The 26,777-nt window shown below is 45.5% G+C and carries 19 protein-coding genes, 2 tRNA genes and 3 rRNA genes; 15 read left to right on the top strand and 9 right to left on the bottom strand.

What is annotated here, in order from left to right; genetic code table 11:
• The first annotated feature begins 99 nt into the window (after window positions 1–99).
• The 7 genes from argA to AC3IT7_RS00160 all read left to right on the top strand — a co-directional run bounded on the left by argA (window position 100) and on the right by AC3IT7_RS00160 (window position 7,551).
• The gene (gene argA / locus AC3IT7_RS00190) at window positions 100–1,446 is read left to right on the top strand and encodes an amino-acid N-acetyltransferase (protein WP_489248995.1); all 1,347 of its coding nucleotides are present in this window, start codon (window positions 100–102) and stop codon (window positions 1,444–1,446) included.
• A gap of 331 nt (window positions 1,447–1,777) precedes the next feature.
• The gene (locus tag AC3IT7_RS00185; RefSeq protein WP_489248994.1) at window positions 1,778–2,734 is read left to right on the top strand and encodes a sulfonate ABC transporter substrate-binding protein; all 957 of its coding nucleotides are present in this window, start codon (window positions 1,778–1,780) and stop codon (window positions 2,732–2,734) included.
• Between the two features lie 24 nt (window positions 2,735–2,758).
• Window positions 2,759–3,754 (top strand): aliphatic sulfonate ABC transporter substrate-binding protein, encoded by a 996-nt coding sequence (locus tag AC3IT7_RS00180; protein WP_489248993.1) that lies wholly within the window; start codon window positions 2,759–2,761, stop codon window positions 3,752–3,754.
• A gap of 36 nt (window positions 3,755–3,790) precedes the next feature.
• On the top strand, window positions 3,791–4,966 hold the full coding sequence (gene ssuD / locus AC3IT7_RS00175; protein WP_100534565.1) for an FMNH2-dependent alkanesulfonate monooxygenase: 1,176 nt from the start codon (window positions 3,791–3,793) through the stop codon (window positions 4,964–4,966).
• Window positions 4,966–5,781, top strand: coding sequence for an aliphatic sulfonate ABC transporter permease SsuC (ssuC, locus tag AC3IT7_RS00170; RefSeq protein WP_100534566.1), 816 nt, complete (start codon window positions 4,966–4,968; stop codon window positions 5,779–5,781). The genes ssuD and ssuC overlap by 1 nt, the downstream gene beginning before the upstream one ends.
• Before the next feature lie 20 nt (window positions 5,782–5,801).
• The gene (locus AC3IT7_RS00165; RefSeq protein ID WP_489248992.1) at window positions 5,802–6,608 is read left to right on the top strand and encodes an ABC transporter ATP-binding protein; all 807 of its coding nucleotides are present in this window, start codon (window positions 5,802–5,804) and stop codon (window positions 6,606–6,608) included.
• A gap of 322 nt (window positions 6,609–6,930) precedes the next feature.
• Window positions 6,931–7,551 carry a TetR family transcriptional regulator C-terminal domain-containing protein gene (locus tag AC3IT7_RS00160; RefSeq protein WP_100534568.1) on the top strand — a complete coding sequence of 207 codons (621 nt, stop codon included), beginning with the start codon at window positions 6,931–6,933 and terminating at the stop codon, window positions 7,549–7,551.
• Window positions 7,552–7,617: 66 nt separating this feature from the next.
• Here AC3IT7_RS00160 and AC3IT7_RS00155 read toward each other — a convergent pair whose 3' ends face one another.
• Window positions 7,618–8,181 carry a 5'-methylthioadenosine/S-adenosylhomocysteine nucleosidase family protein gene (locus AC3IT7_RS00155; RefSeq protein WP_100534569.1) on the bottom strand — a complete coding sequence of 188 codons (564 nt, stop codon included), beginning with the start codon at window positions 8,179–8,181 and terminating at the stop codon, window positions 7,618–7,620.
• Between the two features lie 231 nt (window positions 8,182–8,412).
• On the opposite strand from AC3IT7_RS00155, the gene ribF reads away from it, so the two are divergent.
• The 5 genes from ribF (at window position 8,413) to AC3IT7_RS00130 (ending at window position 14,010) form a co-directional block, all read left to right on the top strand.
• Entirely contained in the window at window positions 8,413–9,414 is a 1,002-nt protein-coding gene (ribF, locus tag AC3IT7_RS00150; protein WP_489248991.1) for a bifunctional riboflavin kinase/FAD synthetase, read from the top strand.
• A gap of 63 nt (window positions 9,415–9,477) precedes the next feature.
• Window positions 9,478–12,324, top strand: coding sequence for an isoleucine--tRNA ligase (ileS, locus tag AC3IT7_RS00145; protein ID WP_489248990.1), 2,847 nt, complete (start codon window positions 9,478–9,480; stop codon window positions 12,322–12,324).
• Window positions 12,317–12,856 (top strand): signal peptidase II, encoded by a 540-nt coding sequence (gene lspA, locus AC3IT7_RS00140; RefSeq protein WP_489248989.1) that lies wholly within the window; start codon window positions 12,317–12,319, stop codon window positions 12,854–12,856. Before ileS ends, lspA begins: the two co-directional genes overlap by 8 nt.
• A complete protein-coding gene (locus tag AC3IT7_RS00135) occupies window positions 12,849–13,331 on the top strand; it encodes an FKBP-type peptidyl-prolyl cis-trans isomerase (RefSeq protein WP_074383806.1) in 483 nt (160 codons plus the stop codon). The genes lspA and AC3IT7_RS00135 overlap by 8 nt, the downstream gene beginning before the upstream one ends.
• A 136-nt stretch (window positions 13,332–13,467) precedes the next feature.
• A complete protein-coding gene (locus tag AC3IT7_RS00130) occupies window positions 13,468–14,010 on the top strand; it encodes an NADPH-dependent FMN reductase (protein WP_074383805.1) in 543 nt (180 codons plus the stop codon).
• Window positions 14,011–14,872: 862 nt separating this feature from the next.
• Here the strand turns inward: AC3IT7_RS00130 and AC3IT7_RS00125 are convergent.
• The 7 genes from AC3IT7_RS00125 to AC3IT7_RS00095 form a co-directional block, all read right to left on the bottom strand.
• Window positions 14,873–16,051, bottom strand: coding sequence for a PQQ-dependent sugar dehydrogenase (locus AC3IT7_RS00125; protein ID WP_489248988.1), 1,179 nt, complete (start codon window positions 16,049–16,051; stop codon window positions 14,873–14,875).
• A gap of 205 nt (window positions 16,052–16,256) precedes the next feature.
• Window positions 16,257–16,371: ribosomal RNA gene (rrf, locus tag AC3IT7_RS00120) — 5S ribosomal RNA — on the bottom strand.
• A gap of 190 nt (window positions 16,372–16,561) precedes the next feature.
• Window positions 16,562–19,458, bottom strand: a 23S ribosomal RNA gene (locus AC3IT7_RS00115).
• A gap of 346 nt (window positions 19,459–19,804) precedes the next feature.
• Window positions 19,805–19,880 (bottom strand) — tRNA-Ala (locus AC3IT7_RS00110).
• A gap of 46 nt (window positions 19,881–19,926) precedes the next feature.
• A tRNA-Ile gene (locus AC3IT7_RS00105) sits at window positions 19,927–20,003 on the bottom strand.
• 60 nt (window positions 20,004–20,063) lie between these two features.
• A 16S ribosomal RNA gene (locus AC3IT7_RS00100) occupies window positions 20,064–21,601 on the bottom strand.
• Together the 16S, 23S and 5S rRNA genes with 2 tRNA genes alongside form the textbook arrangement of a ribosomal RNA operon.
• A gap of 430 nt (window positions 21,602–22,031) precedes the next feature.
• Window positions 22,032–22,604: a peptidylprolyl isomerase gene (locus tag AC3IT7_RS00095; RefSeq protein ID WP_489248987.1), complete on the bottom strand. Its 573-nt coding sequence runs from the start codon at window positions 22,602–22,604 to the stop codon at window positions 22,032–22,034.
• A 103-nt stretch (window positions 22,605–22,707) separates the two neighbouring features.
• Here AC3IT7_RS00095 and AC3IT7_RS00090 point away from each other — a divergent pair, with 103 nt between their 5' ends.
• On the top strand, window positions 22,708–23,379 hold the full coding sequence (locus AC3IT7_RS00090) for an acetoacetate decarboxylase family protein (RefSeq protein ID WP_489248986.1): 672 nt from the start codon (window positions 22,708–22,710) through the stop codon (window positions 23,377–23,379).
• 71 nt (window positions 23,380–23,450) lie between these two features.
• On the opposite strand, the gene AC3IT7_RS00085 is transcribed toward AC3IT7_RS00090, so the two are convergent.
• On the bottom strand, window positions 23,451–24,521 hold the full coding sequence (locus AC3IT7_RS00085) for an alpha/beta hydrolase (protein WP_475653652.1): 1,071 nt from the start codon (window positions 24,519–24,521) through the stop codon (window positions 23,451–23,453).
• A gap of 218 nt (window positions 24,522–24,739) precedes the next feature.
• Between AC3IT7_RS00085 and AC3IT7_RS00080 the strand changes: the two genes are divergently transcribed.
• Together AC3IT7_RS00080 and grpE are read left to right on the top strand one after the other, a co-directional pair.
• Window positions 24,740–25,246 carry a hypothetical protein gene (locus AC3IT7_RS00080; protein WP_489248985.1) on the top strand — a complete coding sequence of 169 codons (507 nt, stop codon included), beginning with the start codon at window positions 24,740–24,742 and terminating at the stop codon, window positions 25,244–25,246.
• A gap of 861 nt (window positions 25,247–26,107) precedes the next feature.
• Window positions 26,108–26,656, top strand: coding sequence for a nucleotide exchange factor GrpE (gene grpE, locus AC3IT7_RS00075; protein WP_475653650.1), 549 nt, complete (start codon window positions 26,108–26,110; stop codon window positions 26,654–26,656).
• Window positions 26,657–26,777 lie beyond the last annotated feature (121 nt).

Raw genomic sequence — 26,777 nt, 5'->3', positions numbered from 1 at the left:
GAAGTCCCCTTCAGGTGTTTTTTTATATCTGCACTTCCACTTGCGTTTTTTTTCATTAGAATCAAAGCTTGATCTTTAAGCATTGAAATAGGCACAGGCATGAGCTCAGCAGAAACCTCACACAGCACAACCTTGCAATATGTGCACTGGTTTCGCCATTCTGCGCCTTATATCAACGCGCACCGCAACAAAACCTTTGTGATCATGTTTGATGGCGAAGCGGTCCTGCACGATAACTTTCAGCATATTATTCACGATATTGCCCTGTTACATTCCTTGGGTATCCGGCTGATTCTGGTACATGGGGCACGTCAGCAGATTAACCAGAATCTGGCCCAGAGCCAGATCAGTACGCCTTTTCACCAGCAGCGCCGGATCACTACCCGTGAATCCTTAAGCTGTGTGATGAATGCGGTTGGCTCGATCCGTCTGCAAATTGAAGCCCTGCTTTCCATGGGACTGGCCAATTCACCGATGTATGGTGCCCGCATTGATACGGTTTCGGGCAATTTTATCACTGCCAAACCCTATGGCATTCGCGATGGCGTGGACTTTCAGCTGACCGGTGAAGTCCGTGCGGTCGATACCGATGCAATTCAGCGCCATCTGGACAGCCATAATATTGTGGTACTTGGCCCGACCGGTTATTCCACCACAGGTGAAGTCTTTAACCTGCTGGCCGAAGAAGTTGCGACCAAAACTGCAATTCGACTCAAGGCCGATAAACTGATTTTTCTGGGCAAGCAACATGGTCTACTCGATGCTAAGGGCCAGCTCAAACGTGAAGTGACGCCGCAACAGCTGGATGACTATATTCCGGCAGAACCGCAGGATGCCATCGAAAGAGGCTTGCAGCTGCAGGCGGCACAAGAGGCTTCCATGAACGGTGTCCATCGGGTGCATCTGATTTCCTATGCCTATGATGGCGCCCTACTTGAAGAACTGTTTACCCGGGATGGTTCCGGCACCCTGATTACCGACGCACATTATGAAGACGTGCGGATGGCCGATATTCAGGATGTAGGCGGCCTGATCGGTTTGCTGCGACCGCTAGAGGAAGAAGGGATTCTGATCTATCGCTCCCGTGAACGTCTGGAAAATGAAATTAACCAGTTTGCCGTGATTGAACGGGACGGTATGATTCTGGCCTGTGCCGCGCTTTATCCGATCCCCACCACGGGCAATGAATTACGTTCCGCAGAAATTGCCTGTGTCGCAGTACATCCAAGTTATCGCCAGTCCAATCGGGGTAGCCAGATCCTGCATTATCTGGAAGAAAAAGCCAAAAGCATGCAGATTCAGCAGCTGTTTATCTTGACCACGCGTACCGCACACTGGTTTCTGGAGCAGGGCTTTGAACCGGCTTCGGTGGATGACTTACCTGATGCCCGTCAGGCCTTTTATAATTATCAGCGTAACTCAATCGTATGTAAAAAGTCACTTTAAAGTGGCTTTTTTTTGGATGTTTTAGCTTAATTTTAGATAAATATATCTTTAAATACCGAATTAAATTCAAGAAATACATTGCTGCTTTGCAGCTAAGCATATCACTATATCTTATTTAAAATATTTATTTTATATTTCATTAGTTTAAGTAATTTTAACAATAAAGTTTCACTATTCTGCACATCACTTTTTTGCATAAGTTTTGCACTTTTTTACTTATCTTTTTTCTTCATTAGAAATTCCTGAATAGTTATTTTTTTAGAAAAACAAAAACGATTAGCGTATGCCTAAGTTTTTCATTATCTATCTATTCCGTCGGGAGTTTTGATTCATGCGCCAATCTACTGTCCAATTTTTAGCAAAGACTGCAGTACTGAGTACTGCAATTGCTGGCGTCATGATGCTTTCTGGCTGTTCAAAACAAGAAGAAACGCTCACCCTAAATATTGGTTTCCAAAAATACGGCGTATTACCGATTTTGAAAGAACGCGGCACCTTAGAAACCTCATTAAAACAACAAGGCGTCAATGTGAAATGGGTAGAATTTCCGGCCGGGCCACAGTTACTAGAAGGCCTGAATGTCGGCAGCGTGTCTTTTGGTGAAGCAGGTGAAGCACCCCCAATTTTTGCCCAGGCTGCAAATTCCAATCTGGTCTATGTCGCGAACCAGCCACAAGCACCGAAAGCGGAAGCCTTAATTGTACCGAAAGACTCGCCGATTCAATCCATTCAGCAGCTGAAAGGTAAGCGTATTGCCCTGAATAAAGGCTCTAACGTGCATTACTTACTGTTGAAGATTCTTGAAGCCAACAATCTGAAACTCAGCGATATTGAAGTGATTTACCTGCCGCCTTCTGATGCACGTGCTGCCTTTGAACGCGGTGCAGTCGATGCCTGGGTGATCTGGGATCCGTTCTTTGCTGCTGCTGAACACCAAATTAGCGCGCGTGTGATTGCCACAGGTGAGAATATCGTCAGTAATCACCAGTTCTATCTGGCAGATCGCAAGTTTGCAGAAAGCCACCCTCAGATCGTGGAAGCGGTGGTGAATGAACTTAACTTGACTACAGAGTGGGTGGCACAAAATCAGGATGAAGCAGCCAAACTTCTGGAAAAACCGACAGGTCTGGCTTTTGATGTCCTGAAAACTTCAATTTCCCGTATGGGCTTTGGAGTAAAACCTTTATCTAACGATGTCATCCAAAAACAACAACAGGTGGCAGATGCTTTTTATGGTCAGCAACTGATTCCACAGAAGCTGAATATTGATGCAGCGATTATTAAATAACGCCAGAATAATTCGAGAATAAAGATGAGTAATTTAAAAACGGTTTCCTCTATCAGTTTAGCGTTATTGGGCTTTGCTTTGAGCGGTTGCCAAAAACAGGAGCCACAGCAAAACACTGCTGCAGAAACTGCAGTACCACCACAGGTTCAGGCTATTGCCATTGGCTTTCAAAAATCGGCTTTAAATCTGCTGGTTGCGCGTGATGAAAAACTGATGGAACAGCAGTTTCCAAATACCAAAATTGAATGGAAGGAATTTCCTGCCGGTCCGCAAATGCTGGAAGCTCTAGCAGTGGGTGCGGTCGATTATGGTTATGTCGGCAATACCCCACCCATCTTTGCTCAAGCGGCAGATAAAGCCCTGAACTACGTGGCATTTGAAAAAGTGGCTGGCAACTCCTCAGCTGTGATCTTACCCCACGACAGTGATATTCAGACCATCCAGCAATTAAAAGGTAAACGCATTGCCGTTCAGAAAGGTTCAAGTGCACATGAACTTCTGGCAAAAACTTTAGAAAAAGCCGGATTAAGCTGGTCAGAGATTCAAGCGGTCTGGCTACCACCTGCAGATGCCCGCGCTGCTTTTGATAAAAAAGCCATTGATGCCTGGGCGATTTGGGATCCGTTTCTGGGTGCAGCTGAAGTCGACAGCAACGTAAAAGTGCTGATTGAATCCAGTGTCTTTCCACAGACTTATGCCTTTTATATTGGCAATCCAGAATTTATTCAAAAGCATCCAGACAGCCCGGAAAAGTTTATTCAGGCTTTAAATGCATCAGATCAATGGATTATTAAAAATCAGTCCTTAGCTTTAGATGTTTATCAGAAAAGTACCGGTCTCAAACCAGAAGTGGCAAAAATTGCCTTTGAACGTCGCCTTAAACCCTCCCCTGTACTGCCATTAACTGCAGAAGTGGTCGAAGCGCAACAGCATATTGCTGATCTGTTCCAGCAGGTTCAACTGATTCCCAACAAAATAAGTGTCCAGCAACACATTTGGACGCCAGCAGCTACACATTGATTACCGAGCACAATTACTTAATTTAAGGAATTTCACATGAAAATTTTCTGGTTTATCCCGACACATGGCGACAGCCGTTACCTAGGTACCAGCAAAGGTGCACGCCAGGTCGATCATGCCTACATGAAACAGATTGCTGTGGCAGTCGACAACCTGGGCTATGAAGGTGTACTGATTCCTACAGGTCGTTCATGTGAAGATCCTTGGTTAACTGCTGCCAGCCTGATTGATGCAACCAAAAAACTAAAATTCCTGGTGGCACTTCGTCCCGGGGTGACCACGCCTGCTTTGGCAGCACGTATGGCTGCAACATTTGACCGTCTCTCTGGTGGCCGTGTTTTGCTGAACCTGGTCACTGGCGGTGATGAGCAAGAGCTAAAAGGCGACGGCGTCTATGAAGATCACAAAACCCGCTATAAAACTGCCACCGAATACACCACCATCTGGCGTGAAATTCTCAAGCGTTCGCATACTGGCGAAAGCTTTACATTCCACGGCGAACGCTTAAGTGTCGATGATGCCAAACTGCTCTATCCACCAATACAAGAACCACATCCGCCGTTATGGTTTGGTGGTTCTTCAGATGATGCCGTTGAGCTGGCAACAGACCAGGTCGATACTTATCTGACATGGGGCGAGCCACCTGCAGCAGTGAAGGAAAAGATTGAAAATGTGCGTGCTAAGGCCGCTGCTAAAGGTCGTGAACTGAACTACGGTATCCGCCTGCATGTGATCGTGCGTGAAACCAATGAACAGGCCTGGGCTGCAGCAGAAGAACTGATCCAGTATGTCGATGATGCCACCATTGCAGCAGCTCAGGCGAAGTTTAAAATCATGGACTCGGTCGGTCAGCGCCGTATGGCTGAATTGCACAATGGCGACCGTAGCAAGCTGGAAGTATCGCCAAACCTTTGGGCCGGTGTTGGCCTGGTACGTGGCGGTGCAGGTACAGCACTGGTGGGTGATCCGGAAACTGTCGCAGCACGTATTCAGGAATATGCGGATCTGGGAATCAGTACCTTTATCTTCTCTGGCTACCCGCATCTGGAAGAGTCCATCCGTTTTGCTGAACTGGTGTTCCCATTACTTCCACTGGAAACCCAGAAAAAACTGGCTCAACCGAACCTGACAGGTCCATTCGGTGAAATCGTAGCGAACAACTACACTCCGGATGAAAACAAGAAAGCTGAGAAAGTTCAGGAGTCTGCTTAATGTCGAAAGTCGTTTCCGTTGAAACCCTGGCACAAAAGCAGGTTTCACGTGGAACAATTCTGGGGCGGCATTTGCTGCCCTGGCTGGTTCCGATTTTCTTGATTGCCATTTGGCAAATTGCTTCTGGCACTGGTCTGCTGGAAAGCCGGATTCTGCCTGCACCAAGTGCAGTGATTTTGGCATTCTGGAAATTATTGTTAAGCGGTGAGCTGTGGACGCATGTACAAGTCAGTGCAGGACGTGCTATCAGTGGCTTGCTGGTTGGAGGCGGTTTGGGCCTGTTACTAGGGCTGTTAAATGGTTCATCCAAAATTGCCTCTACCCTGCTCGATACCACCTTGCAGATGATCCGCAACATTCCTGCGCTTGCGCTGATTCCATTGGTGATTCTCTGGTTCGGGATTGATGAATCTGCCAAGCTGTTTCTCGTTGCAATTGGGGTATTTTTCCCGATTTATATCAATACCTATCACGGCATCCGTTCAGTCGATCCGCAGTTGATCGAAATGGGGAAAAGCTATGGGCTTACGCGCTGGCAGCTGTATAAAGAGATCATTCTGCCGGGAGCAATGCCGTCGATTCTGGTTGGACTACGCTTCTCTCTGGGTCTGGTCTGGGTGCTTCTGATCGTTGCAGAAACCATTTCTGCCCAGTCGGGTATTGGCTATATGACCATGAATGCACGCGAATTCCTACAAACCGATATCGTTTTAGTCGGTATTTTACTGTATGCCCTACTCGGCAAACTGGCCGATGTCCTGGCGGTGGCCTTAGAACGATTCCTGCTGCGTTGGCATGCGGGTTATCAAAAATAATTTAAAATAAGGAGCATCTGATGACTGATCTCAGTTTAGGCCGTCATGCCAATGAGCCTATTGCGCCATCCGGGCAACCTGCGGCAGATATCAACCCGAATGCGGTGCTTGGTGCCGAAATTATTATTGAACAGCTGCACAAGTTTTATGGTTCCGTTAAAGTTCTGGAAGATCTGGATCTGCATATTCAACCGGGCGAATTTCTGGCGATTGTCGGGCGTAGTGGCTGTGGTAAAAGTACCCTGCTGCGTTTGATTGCCGATCTGGAAAAACAGAGCTATGGCGAAATCAAGTTCAAGTCCGCGCGGCATATCCGTGAAGGAATTACTGCAGATGATATCCGGGTCATGTTTCAGGACCCGCGTCTGCTGCCATGGCGTAGCATCGAACAGAATGTGCAACTGGGTCTGGCCAAAGACCAGCATGCCAAAGCCTCGCAAATGCTGGAAAAAGTGGGCTTAAAAGAAAAAGCCGCATTGTGGCCATCACAATTGTCGGGTGGTCAGCGTCAACGTACCGCTCTGGCACGTGCATTATCGCATCAGCCGCGTATTCTGCTGCTGGATGAACCGCTTGGTGCTTTGGATGCCCTGACCCGTCTGGAGATGCAAAGCCTGATCGAACGCTTATGGACCGAGCAAGGCTTTACCGCCATTCTGGTCACGCATGATGTCAGTGAAGCAGTGCAGCTGGCCGACCGGATTATCCTGCTGGATAAAGGCCATATTGCCAAAGAATTTCAGGTCGACTTACCACGTCCTCGCCAAAAAAGTGTGAAATTTACAGAACTGGAACAGCAGGTACTGCAAGCAATTTTGGCAACCTGAACTATAGATAAAACCCGGAATATGGCTGTTCCGGGTTTCATCTGGGAACTAAATCCTGAACCGGATTTAAACTGCAGCTATATCCCGGTCATAAAAGCGTTAATTTTCTCATGCTCTTTAAAATAAAAAAACTTAATAATTCAAGCATTTTCACAAACTTGTAACCTTATTCTGTTAGGGTGCATTTATGCTGTTTTTAAAGGTCGATCTAGAGAATAAATCATCATTATTCAAAAAATTAGACATTGACTGTGTGCACAAATCTGATGATTTGCCGTACAATTGAGGATTCCCATTTTTTCATTGTTTTTTATATTTGCTAATGGAACAAAAAAAGAGTACTCAAAAACGCAACCAGCTGCTGAATGCTGCACTAGATGTATTTTCCCTGTACGGTTTTAATGGGGCAAGTCTAGATGAAATTGCACAGATTGCAGAAATGCATAAATCGAATATTTTCTATTATTATGAAAATAAAGAAGCTCTCTATGTCGAGGTATTGACCACCGTTCTACAAAAATGGCTGGCACCTTTACAAACACTTGAGGCCGAACTGGAGCCTGAAGAAGCGATTACCAATTATTTAATGCAAAAAATTGAAGTGTCGCGCACCCAGCCAAAAGCATCGCGCTTGTTTGCTTTGGAAGTAATTCAGGGCGCACCGCATATACTGGAAATTTTAAAAGGTCCGCTAAAGAAACTGGTAAAGCGTAAAGCCAAAGTCATTTCTAACTGGCAGGAACAGGGCAAGATTTCCGCAGATATCGATCCTGAGTTACTGATTCTGAATATTTGGGCGATTACCCAGAACTATGCAGATTTTGCCACTCAAATGGAAATGGTCACTGGAAAAACCTTGCGTAATCGTAGCATGCAGCAGCGCATTATCCAGCATACGGTACACATGATGTTATATGGCGTGATCCCGCGTCCGGATAAATAAGCGCTAGCTTCTGATTGGCATACGACCATAGCTGCTATGGTCGCCGAGCAAGCTTGACTTAATCTACTATTTTACCATTTGATATAAAGATAATAATTTTTGCGCACCCAATAGCAGATTTTCTTCCCAATCCAGATGCGCAGTTTCATTGGCCCCATCAGTAATATACTTGACTGAAATCAGGCGAACACCCAACTTTTTACAGACTTTTGCCAAAGCATAACCTTCCATATCGACCAGATTACACGCCACTTTCGAAATCCCGGTTTCAAAGCTGTCGCCTGTCCCACAAATCCCTTTGGGTAAATGTTCAAAAAAAGCCTCCAGTTCAATCGCGGCAGGATAATCCTGATCCATCGGGGTAACACCGACCTCAAAGCCGAGTGGTGATACATCCATATCGCGCTGTACAAACTGAGTCACTTCAATCAGGTCATGAGCATTAAAATGCGAACTGCCGGCTGTACCCAGATTCAGCAAGGTACTACAACCGGTTTTTTGAATTACTTCAAAGGCTTTAAAGGCCGCGTTGACTTTACCAATCCCGCTGTAATGCACATTTATGCCTTGAGCTTCAAACAAGCCTTTGGATTCATTGGCTAATGCCATGATAAGCGCCAGATCGGACATTCAAAATCTCGAATACACAGAAAATTGCTGACATTAGAAAACAAAATCCGTGTAATGAAAAGCAGGAATGCGCTGATCCGATCCATTTAAAGCATCAAAAAACAATCTGGCCTGATGTTGTGGAAAAGGAATATTCAAGAAAAATATTGCATAAAAACACAACAACAAGACGAAAGCGCGAGATTATGGCAATATATAGCCTCTCGATATTTACAAGCACTCGATTTGCCCATGCAGCTGCTCCGTCTAAATGCTTTAGCGTCACATTCTGAATTACCCAAAACTGCCGTGACGATCGGTAATTTTGACGGCGTGCATTTGGGTCATCAGGCCATGATCCGTCAGCTGCAACAGGTGGCCAAAGCACAGGGCTTAAAATCTGTGGTGATGATTTTCGAGCCGCAACCGCTTGAATATTTTAAAGCTTATGAAGCACCACCACGCATTTCCTCCTTACGTGAAAAAGTCGAATACCTGACTGAACTGGGTGTGGACTATATTGCGGTGGCGAAATTTGACCATACTTTTCGTAGCCTGACCGCAGAAGCATTTGCCAACATTTTAAAACAAAAACTCAATGCCCAGCATCTGGTACTCGGTGATGATTTTCACTTTGGTAAAAACCGCCAGGGCAATAGCGAATTCCTGCGCAATTATGGTTTCGAAGTCACCAATTTAACCACCATTGCTTTAGATGGTGAACGGGTCAGTTCCACCCGGATTCGCCAGACTTTACAAGCAGGCGATTTGGCCCTTGCTGCCAAATTACTCGGCCGTCCCTATAGTATTACCGGACGGGTACAATACGGTGACCAGATTGGCCGAACCATTGATTTCCCGACCATTAATGTACGGCTAAACCGGCATAAACCCTGCCTGAATGGCATTTATGGGGTTGAAGTCATTTGTGAAACCGAATCCCTTAAAGATAAGGTCAGACAGGACCATCCGACTAAAACGGGTATTGCGGGTTATGACCCGACTGCCCTGTTTGGTGCAGGTCATGTCGGCACACGCCCAGCCATCAAACAAGCCGATCCAGAATGGCGATTAGAAGTACATTTTCCAGATGTTTCTGCTAATCTGTATGGCCTGTTAATGCGGGTGACGTTCTTAAACTATTTACATGGCGAAAAGGACTATCCTTCGCTTGAAGCGCTAAAAGCCGGAATTGATGATGATGTCGAGAAACTGCTTGAGTTTCGTCGAAATCATCCGACATTTCCCTTTTAATATCCCATATTTTTATTGTAAAACGTGTCAGTGACATACTGATTAGATTGGAAGACGACTTGCATGAGCGATAAGCAAACTCCTGAAAATGCAGTGGACTATAAAGCCACGCTAAACCTCCCAGGTACTGAATTTGCAATGAAAGCAAATTTGGCAGTACGTGAAGCGAAATGGTTAGAAGAGTGGTATGCCGACAACATTTATCAGCAGATTCGTGCGTCGCGTATTGGCAAGAAAAAATATGTGCTTCACGATGGCCCTCCGTACGCAAACGGTCAAATCCATTTGGGTCATGCAGTCAATAAAGTCCTGAAAGACATCATCATCAAAAGCCGTGTCATGGATGGTTTTGATGCACCGTACGTACCGGGCTGGGACTGTCACGGTTTGCCAATCGAGCTTAAAGTTGAAGAAAAAGTCGGTAAAGTCGGCGTAAAAGTAGATGCTTCTACTTTCCGCAAAGCTTGCCGTGAATATGCCTACACCCAGGTTGAACTGCAAAAGAAAGATTTCGTGCGTATGGGCGTGTTCGGTGATTGGGACAATCCATACCTGACCATGAACTTCAAACAGGAAGCCGACATCGTTCGTTCACTGGGTGCGATCGCCAAAGCCGGTCATATCGAGCCAGGTCTGAAACCTGTGAACTGGTGTCTGGACTGTGGTTCATCACTGGCTGAAGCTGAAGTTGAATATGAAGATAAAAAATCCGATGCGATTGATGTTGGTTTCACTGTTGTCGATTTAGCAGATTTATCGAAACGTGTGGGTGTAGAGGTGGCTGATGCTACAGACATCGTGATCTGGACCACCACGCCGTGGACCCTACCTGCCAACCAGGCCGTTGCTGTACATGCCGATATCGAATATCAACTGGTGAAAGCACGTGGTGACGAAAAAGCAGCACAAAACTTCATCTTGGCCAAAGACCTGGTGGAATCTGCAACTGAACGTTATGGCTTCACCACCATTGAAGTTCTTGCTGACTTTAGCGGTAGCGCACTTGAAAATCTGATTCTACAACATCCACTGATTAACGATCGTCAAGTACCAGTGATCTTGGGCGAACACGTGATTGCCACCAGCGGTACCGGTGCAGTTCATACCGCACCGGGCCATGGTGTGGACGATTATAAAGTGGGCTTGTTGTACAACCTGAAAGTTGAAAACCCGGTCGGCGGGAATGGAGTGTATTTACCAACATCGCCACTATTTGCAGGCGAACACATTTATAAAGCCAATCCGCAAATTATTGCAGCACTGGGTGAAGCTAACAAGCTTTGGGCGCATAAGCCAATCAAACACAGCTATCCACATTGCTGGCGTCATAAAACCCCGATTATCTTCCGTGCCACGCCACAATGGTTTATCAGCATGGATGCGAAGGGTTTACGTCAAGGTGCACTCAACGCTATTGAAAACGACATCAGTTTCGTACCGGATTGGGGTAAAAACCGGATTCAGGCGATGATTGAAGGTCGTCCGGACTGGTGTATCTCACGTCAACGTACGTGGGGCGTGCCGATCCCGTTCTTCGTGCATAAAGACACCAACGAATTGCATCCTCGTACGCCTGAGTTAATTGAAGAAGTTGCTAAACTGATTGAACAGGAAGGGATTGACGGCTGGTATAACCGTGATGCCTCTGAGTTTATCGGTGATGATGCTGAACACTACAACGCAGTCCGTGACACACTGGACGTCTGGTTTGACTCGGGTACAACCCACTTTGCCGTGCTGCGTGAACGTGAAGAACTGACTGATCCTGCCGATTTGTATCTTGAAGGTTCAGATCAGCACCGTGGCTGGTTCCAGTCTTCATTACTCACCTCGATTGCGATTAATGAACGTGCACCGTATAAAGGCTTGCTCACACACGGTTTCGTGGTCGATGAAAAAGGCCGCAAGATGTCGAAATCGATCGGTAACGTGATCACACCGCAAGACATCATTAAAGATATGGGTGCAGATGGCTTACGTTTCTGGATCGCTTCTGCGGATTACCGTTATGAAATGACCGCAGGTAAAGAAATCTTTAGCCGTGCCTCTGATGGTTACCGCCGTATCCGTAATACGCTGCGTTTCTTGCTGGCCAACCTGAATGGCTTCAAACCGTCTACCGATGCCTTGCCAGTCGACCAACTGATTGCACTGGATCAGTATATCCTGCAACGTGCGGCTGAAGTTCAGAAAACTGTTCAGCAAGCTTATGAAGATATGAACTTCCATATCGTCACCAGCGCCTTAACCAACTTCTGTATTAATGACCTTGGTGGTTTCTATCTCGACATCATCAAAGACCGTCAGTACACCACCAAAGCGGACTCAAAAGCGCGTCATTCGGCTCAAACTGCGTTGTATCACCTGGTACAGGCTTTTGTCCGCTGGATGGCACCAATCCTGAGCTTTACCGCTCAAGAAGCCTGGCCACTGATTCCTGAGCAGTCAGAGAAATATGTCTTTACTGCGGAATGGTATGACATTCCAGTGGCTTCAACCGCCAATGTAATTTCAGAAGCAGAATGGCAAACTCTGATTAACGTGAAATCTGCGGTGAACAAGTTCATTGAAACTGCACGTGGTGCCAAAACAGTTGGCTCAAACCTGTCGGCGAAAGTTGAACTTTGGGCCACAGCCGAACTGAAAACTGTTCTCGACCGCCTTGATGACGAATTACGTTTCGTACTGATCACTTCACAAGTGATCGTGAATGACTTTGATGCAGCACAAGGTGAAGCTTCGGATCTTGAAGGTCTGAATGTGAAAGTTTCTGCGGCAGATGGCGAAAAATGTGTACGCTGCTGGCATGTGCTTCCGGATGTGAATACACATGCATCACATCCAGGACTTTGTGGCCGTTGTATTATTAACCTTCCTACAGGCCAAGGCGAAGAGAGAAAATATGCCTAATCCCAACACTAAAAAGGGCTTATTCCAGTTCTATCCACATAATTTATGGTGGATAGGTCTGGCCATTGTGGCGATCATTGTGGATCAGTGGACCAAATGGATTGCAGTGACGAATCTGAATTATGCAGATCCTGTCCCTGTGCTGCCCTTTTTAAATTGGACACTGCTGCATAACTATGGCGCTGCCTTTAGTTTTCTGTCTGATGCTAGTGGTTGGCAACGCTATTTCTTTACTTCACTGGCAGGTTTAGTGTCGCTAATTTTTGTCTTTTGGCTGATGCGTATGCCAAAAGACATCAAGATTTTACCGCTGGCGATTGCCCTGATTCTGGGCGGTGCAATCGGTAATTTAATCGACCGGGTCAGTCTCGGCTATGTGGTCGATTTTATTCATGTGTATTATCAGAACAGCCACTTCCCTGCTTTCAACATCGCAGATAGTGCCATTACCTTAGGCACGATTCTGATGCTGATTGATACTTTTTTCCTAGAAAAACATCGAATTCAACGGGCGCAAGCACAACATGACTGATTTTATTCATCCTAACGAAGAAACCCGGGTTGCAGACGGTTCTAAAGTCGAGCTGCACTTTTCTGTCGCGATCGAAAATGGCGTAGAAATTGACAATACCCGTAGCCGTGAAGCACCAGTCAGCCTCACGATTGGCGATGGCAATTTATTACCGGGCTTTGAAAAAGCCCTGTTTGGCCTGCGTGCCGGTGACCGCCGTACCGTGAGCCTGCCTCCTGAAGATGCTTTTGGTCCGTGGAATCCGGAAAATATCCAGAAATTTGACACGGTAAAGTTCGGAGAACGTCCGATCGAAGGCCACATGATCGAGTTTGAAGATAAAGCCAAAGCGACCTTGTATGGTGTGGTTCGTTCAGTCAATGATGACATTACCGAAGTGGACTTTAACCATCCATTGGCAGGCAAGAATATTACTTTTGAAGTAGAAATCTTTAAAGTCACCCCTGCCGGTCAGCAAGGCATTAAACTGATGTAAAGCATCCGCTAATTGCCTGATTTTAAAAAAGCTCCTTCGGGAGCTTTTTTATATTCCGGATACAAATCATGTCTAGTCACCTCTCTGAAATCTGATTAATTTAATTTGATGATAAGACCTGAACAAAGGATAAAACATGAAAATTTATATTGTGGTGGGCAGTATACGTGAGGGGCGTACTGCACTCAAAGTGGCCCACTGGGTTCTGCAGGAAATTAAAAGCTATGCTTTTAGTACACTCGAAATTGAAATTGTTGATTTAAAAGAGTGGGATCTGCCACTTTTTAGCGGTGCTCATCCGCCATTAACCGGGATTTATGATCAGCCCAAACAGCAAGACTGGGCAGACAAGATTGCGCTGGGCGATGCCTTTATTTTTATTACCCCTGAATATAATCATGGCTACAGCCCTGCCCTGAAAAATGCCCTGGATTATTTGGGCAAAGAATGGCAAGGCAAACCGGCAGCTTATATTGGCTATGGTGCAACCAACGGTTCACGTTCGATTGACCAGATTCGTCAAGTGGGGACTCAACTTGGATTAGTAGATACCAATGCCGTGATTGAAATTCGGGACATTTTTGCACGTAACCAAGATTATTCTTTCCAGGGTAATGAATTTGATAATAAAAATTTAAAAACTGTGGTGGATAGACTGATTCAATATGTCAGTGCTTAATGGCTAGATGACAGCCGTGTAGGTTTTAGCCTACATGGAGCGCAGAGTTTAGCCGCTATGCGTTATTTTTCTACCAGGCTATAGTAAGTGCATAGACAGACAGGAAGTCTGCAAAGCGATACTACAACGATAAAAAGCGCAAATCGACAGGACGTTGACAGATTAGACAGGAGTCAGATCTGAGAAGCAAATCCAGAAAAGCCTCAACAGGATGTTGAGGCTTTTTTGTTTTAGGCATGGGTCAAGATCTGGATGCATCAAACTATCATTCGGCTTCCTCAGTTGACATCACGGGCAGCTCTCTAGCAGATTCCTCTCCCTGTTCCCCAAACACTTTTGTAGAACAGGCAAAATAGCTTTATATGTACACAGATAAATACAAAGCTCAGATCAGGCTTTCAATGCTCAACATAGAATGCCCTGTTTATTATTTTATAGCAGCTCTATTCAAATGACTTGATGATGATAATCAAGATAATATTTTTCTCAAATACGGCATAAGCTTAGCCTCGGCTTTACTTGAATCATCACGCTTAACCCATTTTAGTGAGCTTGTATGTCGACATTGACTTACAGGTGGTGCAGTCAAACAGCCCTATTGAGCGGCATTACTTCAGGCTATATTCAGATCACACCCAGACAGGAAGTCTGCTAAGAAAAATAAAAAACTTCATAGAGCAGGATGCTGATCGCTATAACAGTCATTATACCTTTGCCAGAATAGGAAAAGACCTTCACAGTATGTGGAGGCCTTTTCTTTTATGTCAGGATCATATTAAAAAATGCTATCAAGCCAGGTGATTAAAATCACCCTTCTACTTTTAAGTTCTATTGTTTAAAGGACAAGCTTTCAAGCAACAGACTAAGGTGCAGTCATCTTTAACAGGCCAGCTCGTGAACCATCTTCAATCACCCACAATGTACCATCCTGTGCCTGAGCAACCCCACGAATCCGCTCTTTCATATCCAGACGCTGAACTTCTTTGGCTGTAGATGGGCGGGTATCTACAATCACAATCGCCTTGGAAGATAAACCGGTCGTAATCGCTTTATTTTTCCATTGTGGGAATACATTTCCTGTATAAAACAATAGATCTGAAGGAGAAATCACCGGTGTCCAATCCAGTACGGGTGCTTCAAATTCTGGACGGGTATTGTGATCGGGTATCGGCTTGCCATCATAGTGATCTCCATTAGATACCACTGGATAGCCATAGTTTTTAGCCTTGATAATCTTATTGAGTTCATCGCCACCTTTGGGACCCATTTCAATCACCCAGAGCTGTCCTTGTGGATCAAAAGCCATGCCTAAAGGATTACGATGTCCAAGACTCCAGACCTGCTGAGCAATTTTGCCCTGATTCATAAATGGATTATCTGCAGGAATTGAACCATCCTGATTCAGGCGAATAATTTTACCGGCATTAGACTGCATATCCTGTGCAGGATCAAACTGCTGACGTTCCCCTGAACTGATCCAGAGTTTCGCATCCGGCCCGAACACGATGCGGTGTCCATAATGCCCCTGCCCTGAAAATTTAGGTACTTGAGTCCAGATGCGCTCAATTTGGGTCAACTGCGGGGTAGCCTGATTTAAATCTAGTTTACCCCGAATCACCACAGCACCATAACCACCCTGACCTTGTTCAGCATAACTCAGATAGAGCCATTGATTCTTTGCAAAATCCGGATGTAAAGCCACTTCACCTAAGCCACCCTGCCCACCATAAGCCACTTGAGGAATGCCTTTGACTTCGATTTTTTTCCGGGTTTTTGGATCAAAAAGCTGCAATTTTCCTTTGCGCTCAGTAATCAGCAGCCGGCCATCATTCAAAGTAGTTATTGCCCAAGGTTCATTAAATTGAGCAACCTGTTCAACCTTATATTTTTGCACATGCGAAGAGACTGAATCAGGAGAGCTGGCTGCTGTAGTCGCCTGTTGAGCACTACTAGAACTAGAAGATGAATTTTCTGCATGACAGGCAGTAAATGCCAAGGCACAGCAACTGAGTAAAATTTTTATTTTAAATTGCGATAACATTATCTTCTCCATACTGACTTATTGTTCAAATTAAAATCAAGATACAGAGTTTTTGAGCTAAATTCAGCAGAGAAAGGTAAATGGATATATTTTAAAAGTTGTAGAGCGCATTAGTTTGGACCTTTATTTATAATTTCCGCTATTTTTCTTTTTCCCGCACATAAAAAAACACCCCCTGCTGATGCAGGGGGTGTTTCGAATAATGAGCTGGCGATGACTTACTCTCACATGGGTAACCCCACACTACCATCAGCGCTAAGAGGTTTCACTTCTGAGTTCGGGAAGGGATCAGGTGGTTCACTCTTGCTATTGTCGCCAGCACAACTGTTTATGGATACTTGCTTTGGTCTTATCTAGTCACTTTTCAGTGTATGCCAATGCTTTTTCCAAATGAGTTATTAACAGGTACATCTGAGTTGAACATTGTCTTACTAACGAGATACTGAATCAAGTCGTTTTGCTGAATATCGAATCAATTGATGCTTTATACAACAACTGTTTGGGTGTTGTATAGTCAAGCCTCACGAGCAATTAGTATTGGTCAGCTTCATGCATCACTGCACTTCCACATCCAACCTATCAACGTCGTAGTCTTCAACGGCTCTTTAGAGGACATAAAGTCCTGGGGAAATCTTATCTTGAGGTAGGCTTCCCGCTTAGATGCTTTCAGCGGTTATCCCTTCCGAACATAGCTACCCGGCGATGCGACTGGCGTCACAACCGGTACACCAGAGGTTCGTCCACTCTGGTCCTCTCGTACTAGGAGCAGATCCTCTCAAATTTCCAACGCCCACGGTAGATAGGGACCGAACTGTCTCACGACGTTCTAAACCCAGCTCGCGTACCTCTTTAAATGGCGAACAGCCATACCCTTGGGACCTGCTTCAGCCCCAGGATGAGATGAGCCGACATCGAGGTGCCAAACACCGCCGTCGATATGAACTCTTGGGCGGTATCAGCCTGTTATCCCCAGAGTACCTTTTATCCGTTGAGCGATGGCCCTTCCATACAGAACCACCGGATCACTAAGACCTACTTTCGTACCTGCTCGACTTGTGGGTCTCGCAGTTAAGCGCGCTTTTGCCTTTATACTCTACGCGTGATTTCCGACCACGCTGAGCGCACCTTCGTACTCCTCCGTTACTCTTTAGGAGGAGACCGCCCCAGTCAAACTACCCACCAGACATGGTCCTCGCTCCAGATTATGGAGCAGAGTTAGAACCTCAATATTACCAGGGTGGTATTTCAAGATTGGCTCCACCGAAACTAGCGTCTCGGTTTCAAAGCCTCCCACCTATCCTACACAAGTAAGATCAAAGTTCAATGTCAAGCTGCAGTAAAGGTTCACGGGGTCTTTCCGTCTAGCCGCGGGTACACCGCATCTTCACGGCGAATTCGATTTCACTGAGTCTCTGCTGGAGACAGCGCCCCCATCATTATGCCATTCGTGCAGGTCGGAACTTACCCGACAAGGAATTTCGCTACCTTAGGACCGTTATAGTTACGGCCGCCGTTTACTGGGGCTTCGATCAAGAGCTTCGCTTACGCTAACCCCATCAATTAACCTTCCAGCACCGGGCAGGCATCACACCCTATACGTCCACTTTCGTGTTTGCAGAGTGCTATGTTTTTAATAAACAGTTGCAGGGGCCTGGTTTCTGTGGCTGCTCTCAGCTCAGGAAGCAAGTTCCATCACCAAAAGCAGCGTACCTTCTCCCGAAGTTACGGTACCATTTTGCCTAGTTCCTTCAGCAGAGTTCTCTCAAGCGCTTTGGTCTACTCGACCTGACCACCTGTGTCGGTTTCGGGTACGATTCCTGTGTAACTGAAGCTTAGAGACTTTTCCTGGAAGCATGGTATCAGCCACTTCACTGTACAAGTACAGCTTGCTATCAGTTCTCAGCATAGAGCACCCCGGATTTGCCTAAGATGCATGCCTACAACCTTCCACCTGGACAACCAACGCCAGGCTGACTTAACCTTCTCCGTCCTCTCATCGCATTACACAGAAGTATTGGAATATTAACCAATTTCCCATCGACTACGCCTCTCGGCCTCGCCTTAGGGGTCGACTCACCCAGCCCCGATTAACGTTGGACTGGAACCCTTGGTCTTTCAGCGAGCGAGTTTTTCACTCGCTTTGTCGTTACTCACGTCAGCATTCGCACTTCTGATACCTCCAGCAGACTTCTCAATCCACCTTCATCGGCTTACAGAACGCTCCCCTACCACGCATAATAAATTATGCATCCGCAGCTTCGGCATATAGTTTTAGCCCCGTTACATCTTCCGCGCAGGCCGACTCGACTAGTGAGCTATTACGCTTTCTTTAAAGGGTGGCTGCTTCTAAGCCAACCTCCTAGCTGTCTATGCCTTCCCACATCGTTTCCCACTTAACTATAATTTTGGGGCCTTAGCTGGCGGTCTGGATTGTTTTCCTCTTGACTACGGACGTTAGCACCCGCAGTCTGTCTCCCGGATAGTACTCATTGGTATTCGGAGTTTGCATCGGTTTGGTAAGTCGGGATGACCCCCTAGCCGAAACAGTGCTCTACCCCCAATGGTATTCGTCCGAGGCGCTACCTAAATAGCTTTCGGGGAGAACCAGCTATCACCAAGTTTGATTAGCCTTTCACCCCTATCCACAAGTCATCCCCTGGCTTTTCAACGACAGTGGGTTCGGTCCTCCAGTTAGTGTTACCCAACCTTCAACCTGCTCATGGATAGATCACCTGGTTTCGGGTCTATACCCAGCAACTAAACGCCCTATTAAGACTCGGTTTCCCTACGGCTCCCCTATTCGGTTAACCTTGCTACTGAATATAAGTCGCTGACCCATTATACAAAAGGTACGCAGTCACCGGACACAATGCCGGCTCCCACTGCTTGTATGCATGCGGTTTCAGGATCTATTTCACTCCCCTCACAGGGGTTCTTTTCGCCTTTCCCTCACGGTACTGGTTCACTATCGGTCAGTCAGGAGTATTTAGCCTTGGAGGATGGTCCCCCCATATTCAGACAAGGTTTCACGTGCCTCGCCCTACTCGACATCATCATATAAGCCCTTTCGTGTACAGGACTATCACCGTCTACGGTCGCACTTCCCAGAGCGTTCCACTAGAACTTATATGACTTAATGGGCTCTTCCCCTTTCGCTCGCCGCTACTGAGGGAATCTCAATTGATTTCTTTTCCTAAGGGTACTGAGATGTTTCACTTCCCCTCGTTCGCCTTGCAACACTATGTATTCATGTTGCAATACCTACCTTATGGTAAGTGGGTTTCCCCATTCAGACATCTCCGGATCACAGGATATTTGCCGCCTCCCCGGAGCTTTTCGCAGGCTATCACGTCTTTCATCGCCTCTGACTGCCAAGGCATCCACCACATGCACTTAATTACTTGACTATACAACCCCAAACAGTCGCTTGATCCTACAAGTAGATCAACCAACATTCAGTTTAGTGTCTCGTGAACTTAATCACTGTACAGCTTCAATTAGATTCATATACCAAAACGCTTGATTCAGTTAATCGCTAGTTTCTCAGTTCTTCATCTCCATTCAACTATGTCACTTGCGTGTCATACTTAAATATCAATTTAGTTCTGAGCCTTAAACAATTTATTTCAACTCAAATATATTCTGTTAATGATTGATCTAGCCTTCGTCAGGTCTAGACGCTGTGATAAATCACAGAAGTTAATAAGCTTAAACTTACTAAATTCTATAATCTAGCAACTTAGTCTTAAATGATGGTGGAGACTAGGAGAGTCGAACTCCTGACCTCCTGCGTGCAAAGCAGGCGCTCTACCAACTAAGCTAAGTCCCCAGCTTATCAATAAGTCAATGTTTCTGATTTCTGTAAGTTTGCAGAGTGGTGGGTCTGACAAGACTTGAACTTGTGACCCCACGCTTATCAAGCGTGTGCTCTAACCAACTGAGCTACAGACCCTCAGATACATCGTATGAAGAACAACTTGTTGTGGATTCTTACCAATCGTCAATCTTTCGTTAAGGAGGTGATCCAGCCGCAGGTTCCCCTACGGCTACCTTGTTACGACTTCACCCCAGTCATCTGCCACACCGTGGTAAGCGTCCTCCTTACGGTTAGACTACCTACTTCTGGTGCAACAAACTCCCATGGTGTGACGGGCGGTGTGTACAAGGCCCGGGAACGTATTCACCGCGGCATTCTGATCCGCGATTACTAGCGATTCCGACTTCATGGAGTCGAGTTGCAGACTCCAATCCGGACTACGATCGGCTTTTTGAGATTAGCATCCTATCGCTAGGTAGCAACCCTTTGTACCGACCATTGTAGCACGTGTGTAGCCCTGGTCGTAAGGGCCATGATGACTTGACGTCGTCCCCGCCTTCCTCCAGTTTGTCACTGGCAGTATCCTTAAAGTTCCCGGCTTAACCCGCTGGCAAATAAGGAAAAGGGTTGCGCTCGTTGCGGGACTTAACCCAACATCTCACGACACGAGCTGACGACAGCCATGCAGCACCTGTATGTAAGTTCCCGAAGGCACCAATCCATCTCTGGAAAGTTCTTACTATGTCAAGACCAGGTAAGGTTCTTCGCGTTGCATCGAATTAAACCACATGCTCCACCGCTTGTGCGGGCCCCCGTCAATTCATTTGAGTTTTAGTCTTGCGACCGTACTCCCCAGGCGGTCTACTTATCGCGTTAGCTGCGCCACTAAAGCCTCAAAGGCCCCAACGGCTAGTAGACATCGTTTACGGCATGGACTACCAGGGTATCTAATCCTGTTTGCTCCCCATGCTTTCGCACCTCAGTGTCAGTATTAGGCCAGATGGCTGCCTTCGCCATCGGTATTCCTCCAGATCTCTACGCATTTCACCGCTACACCTGGAATTCTACCATCCTCTCCCATACTCTAGCCAACCAGTATCGAATGCAATTCCCAAGTTAAGCTCGGGGATTTCACATTTGACTTAATTGGCCACCTACGCGCGCTTTACGCCCAGTAAATCCGATTAACGCTTGCACCCTCTGTATTACCGCGGCTGCTGGCACAGAGTTAGCCGGTGCTTATTCTGCGAGTAACGTCCAAGCATCTTGGGTATTAACCAAGAGCTCCTCCTCCTCGCTTAAAGTGCTTTACAACCAAAAGGCCTTCTTCACACACGCGGCATGGCTGGATCAGGGTTCCCCCCATTGTCCAATATTCCCCACTGCTGCCTCCCGTAGGAGTCTGGGCCGTGTCTCAGTCCCAGTGTGGCGGATCATCCTCTCAGACCCGCTACAGATCGTCGCCTTGGTAGGCCTTTACCCCACCAACTAGCTAATCCGACTTAGGCTCATCTATTAGCGCAAGGTCCGAAGATCCCCTGCTTTCTCCCGTAGGACGTATGCGGTATTAGCATCCCTTTCGAGATGTTGTCCCCCACTAATAGGCAGATTCCTAAGCATTACTCACCCGTCCGCCGCTAGGTTAGGTAGCAAGCTACCTTTCCCCGCTCGACTTGCATGTGTTAAGCCTGCCGCCAGCGTTCAATCTGAGCCATGATCAAACTCTTCAGTTTAAAATCAGTAGTACCTTTAAAGGGTACCAATCTTGGCTCATCAATTTTCTGACAAATATTTCTCAAATAAACTTCGAGTAATTTCTACCATCAATCAATGAAAATAATTTCGATCGATCAACCAGTAAAAATCCACACAAGTTGTTCTTCATAATCTCTTAATGATCTTTCTAACACCTCGTCAGTGCCAGAAGCTGGACTTCGACAAACTCAACAACTCAGCACTTCGTGCTTCGTTCGTTTCCGTCTATCTCGTCGGTATGAGCTCATTATAGGGCAATTTCCTACACGTGCAAGCGCTTTTAACGCACAGCGATCACGACTGTTTTATTTTTATGCACCAAATTGGTTCAATTTTATACCAATTGTTACATAAGTACATATTTTTAAAACAGAAATATAAATTAAATATTTCTGTTTTATTCTATAGCTAGTTTTTTACAACCGGTGCTTTAATACTCACACTGTTGATCTTTACTGGCGTCACCGGCACATTTTGATGCATTCCATAGTTGCGAGTTGGTCCTTTGGCAATCTGATCAACAATGTCCATACCTTTAGTGACTTTACCAAATACCGCATAACCGGCATTTCGGGCAGAACGATCCAGAAAGTTATTGTCGACCAGGTTCACGAAAAACTGAGCTCGTGCAGAATCTGGCTGATTGGTACGGGCCATGGCTAAAGTACCGCGTTTATTTTGCAGACCATTTGACGATTCATTTTTGATTGGGGCTTTTGTATTGGCCTTTTCCTGCATGTTTACATCAAAGCCACCACCCTGCACCATAAAACCTGGAATCACCCGGTGAAAGATGGTGTCTTTATAGAAGTTACTTTTTACATAGTCTTCAAAGTTCTTTGCCGAGACTGGTGCCTGGTCATTGAACAGCTCAATTTCAATATTTCCTGATGAAGTCTTCATCTCAATAATGGTATTGGCGGCAAAGCTGGGCAAACTGATTGCAGCAACTGCGATCGCATATAATGATTTCTTTAACATTTTTTAACTCATCTACTTACAAGTAATGGTTGTGAATGACTATATATTAATCTTTTATAGCCCATAATGCAGTGACCTGCTGACTAAACACAAGAGAATAAGAATGGAACATACATTACAGGAGCAAACTATCCACCAGTTTCCCCCTTGGCATTTACAAGGTGAGGGATTTATTCTGAATTACTGGTTGACCCCAGGTTTTATTGAACAAGCCAAACAGTTCCGTATCGCCCCGTCTCCACTGGGTCGTATGATTCAAGTGTTATTGGTGCGTTATCACTCGTCGCCGATTGGCCCTTATGATGAACTGCTGATCCTGGATCATCCTTTAATTAGTAAACGACGTTTGAGTTCTATTGCTAAAATTTATGTATCTACCCACGAATCTGTAGTACATGGCCAGCATTTATGGGGAATTCCCAAAGAACATGCGCAATTTGAATGGCAGGAAAAGGATCAGGAAGTGCTGTGTCATGTTCAGCATCAGCACCAGCGCATGAGTATCCGGCTAAAAAAAACCAAATCTGCACGCAAGTTCTATATTAATAGTCATCATATTCCAGCCTCTATGCTCAAGATCCAGCAAGCCTGGAAAGGTCAGCGCTTTCAGTTCAGTCCACAGTTTCGCGGCCACCTGTCCAAGCTGTCCCAGGTAGAATGGCAAGATGCCGATAATATATTTCCAGACTTTTCTAAGGCCAAGTTGCTACAAAGCTTTTATGTACCCAAATTTAACCTGATTTTTCCTGAAGCAAAGATTGCAACCAAGTCCTAACAGGCAATCAAGCCAGCTATAAAAAGGGGTTGCAATGATGAGCAACACCCTTTTGCATCAATGCGCTGGCTTTAGTTACGTTTATCCCAAAATTTACGAAAGCCCTTGCTGATCTCGATTACATATTTTTTAGCACGACGGGAAATAGGGGTTAAATTGATAAAACCATGCGCCTGATCGGTATAGTCAGCATAATGCACCCTTACCCCATGTTGACGTAATTTATGTGCATAGATAGAGCCTTCATCATGTAAAACATCATGCTGTGCAGTAATCACATAGGCAGGTGGCAAGTTACGTAATTCACCATAAGTGGGTGAAATCAGTGGGTCATCCAGTGCAATCTGGTGGGTTTCTGCATACATCAAAGTCACCAGATCAATATCCTGCTCGGACAAGACCAGACCATCTTTATAAGCATAGAAAGATGGATGACGGCTTTTAAAATCAACTGCCGGATAAAGTAGCAACTGGGCATGTGCCGCATAGGATTTTCCGGCACTGCGCTGGGCCACCACTGTCGCCAGATTGCCACCGGCACTGTCTCCCGCCACAGCAATCCGGTTTTTATAGACTTTCAGCTGTTTGCTATGTTGATGCGCCCAGGCCAAGGCATCTTCACAGACCTGCACGATCTGCAGCGGACTGAATTCCGGAGTCAGCGGATAGGCCACACTCAGTACCTGTACTTTGGCGTGTACTGCCAGTAACCGGCAGAATTCATCATGGCTGTCCAGACCACCCACCATAAAGGCCCCGCCATGATAAAAAATCACCATCGGTAACTTTTTCTGCGGTGCAGGATGATAATGCCGGGCAAAAATAGTACCGCTCTGTAAAGGCAGACGCAGGTCTTCTACCATTTTAACTGCAGTCGGCTTGGCCTGAATAGTTTTCATGCGGGCATCAAATACAGTCCGTGCCTGTGCAACATCTTCACTCAAGAAGCTGCCATGCCCCTGTTTAAGTTGGATTGCCATCAGGCATTTGACCATGGGATCTAAATCAGGATAGAGATGAGGATAATCCAGGGCCTTAACCAATGCATCTTGTGCAATACCAGGTAAGCGGTCCAGCATCCGGGCTGCCGGCCCTTGTCCTTTTTCCATTACAGTTTTCAGTACTGGATGATTCAGAGTCATTATTTTTAGTCCTTATTCTCTTAATTCTTCATAGTTTCTACACGATTAGTATTTTAGTGACCATATTCTTATAGAAGTCTCAATATCTATGTACATACAGTTTTAGCCAATACGTTACCCTGCTTTATAGAAGATGTCATTGACAGTTTAAATGATATTTTTGACGCACTTTTGCGAGCTTAAGTATATTTTTTTTATTGTAAATTGGGAGACTGCCTATGGCTGGTAAAATTATAGCTCTGTCGTTGGCAACTGCATTTTTGGCTGTAGGCTGTGTCGCTTTTCCTGAAGATGGTGGCTATTATGACGGCCGTTATGATCAGCGTTATGACCGTCGCTATGAACAGGATCGGCGTTATGAGCAACAGCGTCGCTATGATCGGCAGCGTTGGGAATATGAACAACAGCGTAAACGCCTTGAACTGGATCGACGTAAACAGGAAGTACAACGTCGTAACTGGGAGCAGGATCGTAAAAGACAGCTGGAATTGGACCGACGTAAAAGCCAGCTGGAGCGTCAACGTCAGGAACAGCAGCGTAAAAACATCATGAGCCAACGGCAAAAACAGGCTGAAGCAGAACGCAAACGTCGCCAAGAGCAAGACCGTAAACGTGCAAGCGATCAGCGTGCAAAAAAAGCACAGCCAAACCGTTCACCTAACTCACGCTGGAACGAAAACCGACGGCAACAGCAGCAACAACGTCCACGTGATCGTCGCGACTGATTCCTTAGCACAACCTTCTACTGAAAAGCCTGTATCGGGCTTTTTTTTATGGAAAAATTTCATCAAGCTGATTTGGTCACCAGTATTTTTATATACATAGCGGATTTATCCGCCAAGCCATAATTTTCAGTTTCAGCCGATCAGCAATGCTAAATTTTAGCTAAAAAAAAGGCTTATCTTAGAGAAAAAGATAAGCCACGAAAACACATTTCAAAATAAGAAGAAACTACAGCGATAGAATCTGGAATAAATATTAATCAAAATTTCACCTATTGAGAAATACTTTATTGTTTAGATATTAATCGTTTTTATGTCTAATAAATATTCAGGCAAAAAAAAGCTGAGTCTTGGGGGAACTCAGCCTGAAAAAGCAAGCTTAAATAGGGCAACAGCAACCTGGTTCGGCTCTCTCTTCTGAACAAGGTCGCTGTTTATAGGAACATCATGTCGTTTTTTTACCAATATTTAAAACAGATTAAAATTATTAAATTTATTCAAAAATACGATTTTTAATTTTTTATATTTATTTTCAATCTATTAAGCTTCTACATTTACACCCAAGCAAGCTCATAAAGCTAAAAATATGGCTTTTTCTGGATTCAGCTGAGCCTGATTTTTTTAGGCAGTACAGTAGATTTCTGGTTAAACCGCTTGCTGTTGTCTGCTTGACCTACCCGCTTTAGTGAAGATTTCGCATAAATCTTAAATTTAATCTGGGTCGACGCTTGAATTTTTACACCCTGCCCCGATTTCTTTAGGTAATCAAGAACTTCACAACCATGGCAGTTCAGCATTAACGCAGTGAACACTGAGGCCTAAGGACTGTACATGTTTAAGAACCCATTTAAACGGAGTAAATCAATGGCGACTGAGCAAAACGAGCAAGCTCAACAACTTGAGCAAGAGCAAGCGGAACAGGATACAGCGCAAACTCAAGCTGAAACCGAGCAGGCAGAAGTTTCCGTTGAATCTTTGCAAGAGCAGATTGCGCAACTTGAAGGCGATTTAAAGCTAGAAAAAGCACGTACAGCCAATGCAGTCTATGAAGCACAGAAAAGTGTGGAACGTATTCAGCGTGAATCTGAAAAGCATAAAGATACAGTTTTAGAAAAGTTCTCTAAAGAGCTTTTAGAAACCGTCGACAACCTGGAACGTGCAATTGTTGCGGCAGGTGATGAGCAAACTCCATTACGTGAAGGGGTGGAACTGACCCTAAAATCTTTATTGCATACCTTAGAGAAATTTGGGGTGGTGGCAGTAGATACCGATAACGGTTTTAACGCTGACCTGCATCAGGCTGTCGGAATTGATCCAAATGCCAAAGCCAATGAAATTGGGACTGTTTTGCAAAAAGGTTACACGCTGAATAGTCGCTTATTGCGTCCTGCCATGGTTATGGTTGGCGCTTAAGCCAAATAAATTCGGGAGTTTGTGAAATTTTTTAAAAATTTTACTTGAAAAAAGTCGAACGGCTCTCATATCGGATAACAAGTAAATCCCTTTTAACTTCCCTTTGATAAAGGGAAAAATT

The organism is Acinetobacter sp. KH_038, assembly GCF_057839405.1.
This window is presented reverse-complemented; position numbering and strand designations above follow the sequence as displayed.

Excerpts from the sequence above, each read along its gene's own strand:
- argA (WP_489248995.1), top strand. The coding sequence starts at position 100 with ATGAGCTCAGCAGAAACCTCACACAGCACAACCTTGCAATATGTGCAC.
- AC3IT7_RS00185 (WP_489248994.1), top strand. The coding sequence starts at position 1,778 with ATGCGCCAATCTACTGTCCAATTTTTAGCAAAGACTGCAGTACTGAGT.
- AC3IT7_RS00180 (WP_489248993.1), top strand. The coding sequence starts at position 2,759 with ATGAGTAATTTAAAAACGGTTTCCTCTATCAGTTTAGCGTTATTGGGC.
- ssuD (WP_100534565.1), top strand. The coding sequence starts at position 3,791 with ATGAAAATTTTCTGGTTTATCCCGACACATGGCGACAGCCGTTACCTA.
- ssuC (WP_100534566.1), top strand. The coding sequence starts at position 4,966 with ATGTCGAAAGTCGTTTCCGTTGAAACCCTGGCACAAAAGCAGGTTTCA.
- AC3IT7_RS00165 (WP_489248992.1), top strand. The coding sequence starts at position 5,802 with ATGACTGATCTCAGTTTAGGCCGTCATGCCAATGAGCCTATTGCGCCA.
- AC3IT7_RS00160 (WP_100534568.1), top strand. The coding sequence starts at position 6,931 with ATGGAACAAAAAAAGAGTACTCAAAAACGCAACCAGCTGCTGAATGCT.
- AC3IT7_RS00155 (WP_100534569.1), bottom strand. The coding sequence starts at position 8,181 with ATGTCCGATCTGGCGCTTATCATGGCATTAGCCAATGAATCCAAAGGC.
- ribF (WP_489248991.1), top strand. The coding sequence starts at position 8,413 with ATGCAGCTGCTCCGTCTAAATGCTTTAGCGTCACATTCTGAATTACCC.
- ileS (WP_489248990.1), top strand. The coding sequence starts at position 9,478 with ATGAGCGATAAGCAAACTCCTGAAAATGCAGTGGACTATAAAGCCACG.
- lspA (WP_489248989.1), top strand. The coding sequence starts at position 12,317 with ATGCCTAATCCCAACACTAAAAAGGGCTTATTCCAGTTCTATCCACAT.
- AC3IT7_RS00135 (WP_074383806.1), top strand. The coding sequence starts at position 12,849 with ATGACTGATTTTATTCATCCTAACGAAGAAACCCGGGTTGCAGACGGT.
- AC3IT7_RS00130 (WP_074383805.1), top strand. The coding sequence starts at position 13,468 with ATGAAAATTTATATTGTGGTGGGCAGTATACGTGAGGGGCGTACTGCA.
- AC3IT7_RS00125 (WP_489248988.1), bottom strand. The coding sequence starts at position 16,051 with ATGTTATCGCAATTTAAAATAAAAATTTTACTCAGTTGCTGTGCCTTG.
- AC3IT7_RS00095 (WP_489248987.1), bottom strand. The coding sequence starts at position 22,604 with ATGTTAAAGAAATCATTATATGCGATCGCAGTTGCTGCAATCAGTTTG.
- AC3IT7_RS00090 (WP_489248986.1), top strand. The coding sequence starts at position 22,708 with ATGGAACATACATTACAGGAGCAAACTATCCACCAGTTTCCCCCTTGG.
- AC3IT7_RS00085 (WP_475653652.1), bottom strand. The coding sequence starts at position 24,521 with ATGACTCTGAATCATCCAGTACTGAAAACTGTAATGGAAAAAGGACAA.
- AC3IT7_RS00080 (WP_489248985.1), top strand. The coding sequence starts at position 24,740 with ATGGCTGGTAAAATTATAGCTCTGTCGTTGGCAACTGCATTTTTGGCT.
- grpE (WP_475653650.1), top strand. The coding sequence starts at position 26,108 with ATGGCGACTGAGCAAAACGAGCAAGCTCAACAACTTGAGCAAGAGCAA.